The organism is Hafnia paralvei ATCC 29927, from assembly GCF_001655005.1.
Lineage (GTDB): Bacteria > Pseudomonadota > Gammaproteobacteria > Enterobacterales > Enterobacteriaceae > Hafnia > Hafnia paralvei.
Genome location: NZ_LXET01000035.1, coordinates 1 through 2,786, shown reverse-complemented (window position 1 = coordinate 2,786; position 2,786 = coordinate 1). Strand labels below are relative to the sequence as shown.

Sequence of the window (2,786 nt, the reverse complement as noted above, 5' to 3'; positions counted from 1 at the left end):
TTGTCCAGCGCTGGTGAAATAATCCGCACCTGAAAACATCTTAGTAGGTGCTCCATGACTGGAGCACCATAGCAAACCTACCAGCGTAATTCTGATGTTGGTAAAAATGCAACCTCCATCACCATTTCCATTAAGTCATAATTAACCTGCATACTTACAGGAATATGAAAACCTTCAACTGTAAACAGCTCAACCCACCCAAATGTTCTTTTCATAACAACTCTAGGCTCAATACTGCGTTCAGGTTTGCCATAGACATCGTGCATCCACTGCCTAGACATACTCTTCTGTAACGGCGAAGGCAAAATATAGGGAAACGACCATCCTTTAATATCCCTTTGAATATATATAGTTACTTCCTTTAGTTTTTGATCATTTCTATCAAACGCCAAGAAAACACCTTCTTTCACCATATCAAGGCAAATAACAGGATCCCCAGAAGCACCTGTGGGCTTAGTTTTATAAGGAATTAGACCAGAATCAAATATTTCCTGATAACTATTTCCAAGGCTACGTATCAGCGCCTCTATATTCACGGTCATTTGTATAGCCCCATGCTGTCATTAATTTTATGCATTTTCTCGCGCGCAACTTCGATCTGCTGATCTGTTGCACCCTGCTCTTTCAGTGCTGGCATGATGGGATCTAAGTTTCGATCCACCGCTGCTCGTAAATCTTGAACATCAGCCTTGATTTGTTCAGATTTATTGCGTCCACCAAAAGCTTCACTAACTTTCTATGTATTTCTTTTGGAATAGCGATAAAAACGACATCCTTGGAAAGAGCTTCTATTTGAGATTTTTTTAAAATCAGGGTAATTGCGCCTCAGATCGGTTGTCCCGCGCAGGGGAAATAATCCGCACCTGAAAACATCTTAGTAGGTGCTCCATGACTGGAGCACCATAGAAAACCTACCAGCGTAATTCTGATGTTGGAATGAAGGCAACAGATCTAACGTTATCCATAACGTCATAGCTGATTTGCATATTGGTAGGCACCGCCGTCCCTTTTGCTTCATAAAGATCAGACCATCCAAAAGCTCGTTTCATAATAACTTTTGGCGGTACGCTTCTTAGCGGCACACCAATATGTTCATGTACCCACTGCCGCGACATGTTTTTTTGTAACGGTGATGGCAGTTCATTCGGGAAAACCCAATTACTCACTTTGTCATGCTGAATTCTTAAGATGACCGTCTGTAAAACCCGTCCATCTCGCTTAAAAGATAAGAAAAGCCCCTCTTTTGCCATATCCAGACTGAGGTCTGGATCACCTGAAGAAGCTGTTGGAGGACTTTTGTATGTGATTAGCCCATTATCAATAAGCTCTAGGTAGCTCTTTCCTAGACTACTAATTAATTCGTTAATATTCACTGTCATTAGTACAGCCCCATGCTGTCATTAATTTTATGCAGTTCTCGCGCGCAACTTCGATCTGCTGATCTGTTGCACCCTGCTCTTTCAGTACTGGCTTGATGGGGTCTATGTTTCGATCCACAGCTGCTCGTAAATCTTGAACATCAGCCTTGATTTGTTCAGATTTATTGCGTCCACCAAAAGTTTCACTAACTTTTCTATGTATTTCTTTTGGAATAGCGATAAAACCGACATCTTTGGAAAGAGCTTCTATTTGAGATTTTTTTAAAATCAGGGTAATTGCGCCTCAGATCGGTTATCCCGCGCTGGGGAAATAATCCGCACCTGAAAACATCTTAGTAGGTGCTCCATGACTGGAGCACCATAGCAAACCTACCAGCGTAATTCTGATGTTGGCATAAAAGTGATTGATTTTACGTTTTCCATGAGGTCATAAGACACCTGCATAGTTATTGGGATGTGAAAATCGTCAAGAGCATAAAGCTCAGTCCAACCAAAAGCTCGTTTCATTACAATTTCTGGAGGCGCACTACGTATAGGCGTACCAAAATTTTCATGCATCCACTGTCGGGACATATTTTCCTGTAATGGCGGTGGCAATACGTTAGGGAATTCCCAATTTTTAATCTTGTCATTCTGAATCCTTAGTGTCATTTCCTTAAGAATCCGTCCATCACGTTTGAATGATAAGAATATCCCTTCCTTCGCCATATCTAGAAACACAAAGGGTTCGCCTGAAGATGACTTAGGTTCTGTTTTATAGGGAATTAACCCAGCATCAAATATTTCGTTATAACTTTTTCCAAGACTGCGTATCAACGCATCTACATTCACGGTCATTTGTATAATCCCATACTGTCATTCAGTTGATGCATTTTCGCCCTTGCCGTTTCTATCTGAGACTCTGTAGCACCACGCTCTTTCAGCGCTGGCTTGATGGCATCCAGATTACGATCCACCGCAGCCCGCAAATCTCGTGAGTCCAGCTCAACTTGCTCTACTTTATTGCGTCCACCGTAGGTTTCACTGATTTTCTGATGTACATCCTTCGGGATCACAATAGCAGCTACATCCTGTGCCAGTTCCTCCAACGTAGTCTCATCAAGCTTAGGGTTCATTCTCCTAATATGAGCCTTAACGGCAGCCTTAGATGGCATATGATCGGCCTCATATTTCCCCTGCCGAGATCGGCGCTTAAAGTCACTGTATAGCTCTACCTCCAAAAACTCTACCGGTGGCTTACTCAGGTAGATATAAATCGGAGGCATATCCGTCCCGAGGAAAACAAGAATGTAATCCTCAAAATCCCCCTCAGTCGGCGCGGGATAACTCTCGATATCGCTTCCGACCTTCTCAGGGATCGGCAGTACCGTTATGGACGATGGTAAACTTGGGCTATCCTGATGTCCC

General features: G+C 42.8%; 5 protein-coding genes. All 5 read right to left on the bottom strand.

What is annotated here, in order from left to right; translation table 11 throughout:
• Positions 1–77: 77 nt before the first annotated feature.
• Positions 78–542 (bottom strand): DUF6392 family protein, encoded by a 465-nt coding sequence (locus M988_RS08790; protein WP_064573722.1) that lies wholly within the window; start codon positions 540–542, stop codon positions 78–80.
• A complete protein-coding gene (locus M988_RS23250) occupies positions 539–661 on the bottom strand; it encodes a hypothetical protein (RefSeq protein ID WP_262984606.1) in 123 nt (40 codons plus the stop codon). Before M988_RS23250 ends, M988_RS08790 begins: the two co-directional genes overlap by 4 nt.
• A gap of 250 nt (positions 662–911) precedes the next feature.
• Complete coding sequence (locus M988_RS08785; RefSeq protein ID WP_064573720.1) at positions 912–1,379, bottom strand: DUF6392 family protein; 468 nt, start codon at positions 1,377–1,379, stop codon at positions 912–914.
• Between the two features lie 369 nt (positions 1,380–1,748).
• On the bottom strand, positions 1,749–2,216 hold the full coding sequence (locus M988_RS08780) for a DUF6392 family protein (RefSeq protein ID WP_064573719.1): 468 nt from the start codon (positions 2,214–2,216) through the stop codon (positions 1,749–1,751).
• Positions 2,213–2,786: S-type pyocin domain-containing protein (locus M988_RS08775; protein WP_211271677.1), on the bottom strand; the 574-nt coding region annotated here is incomplete at its 5' end. The genes M988_RS08775 and M988_RS08780, both read right to left, overlap by 4 nt.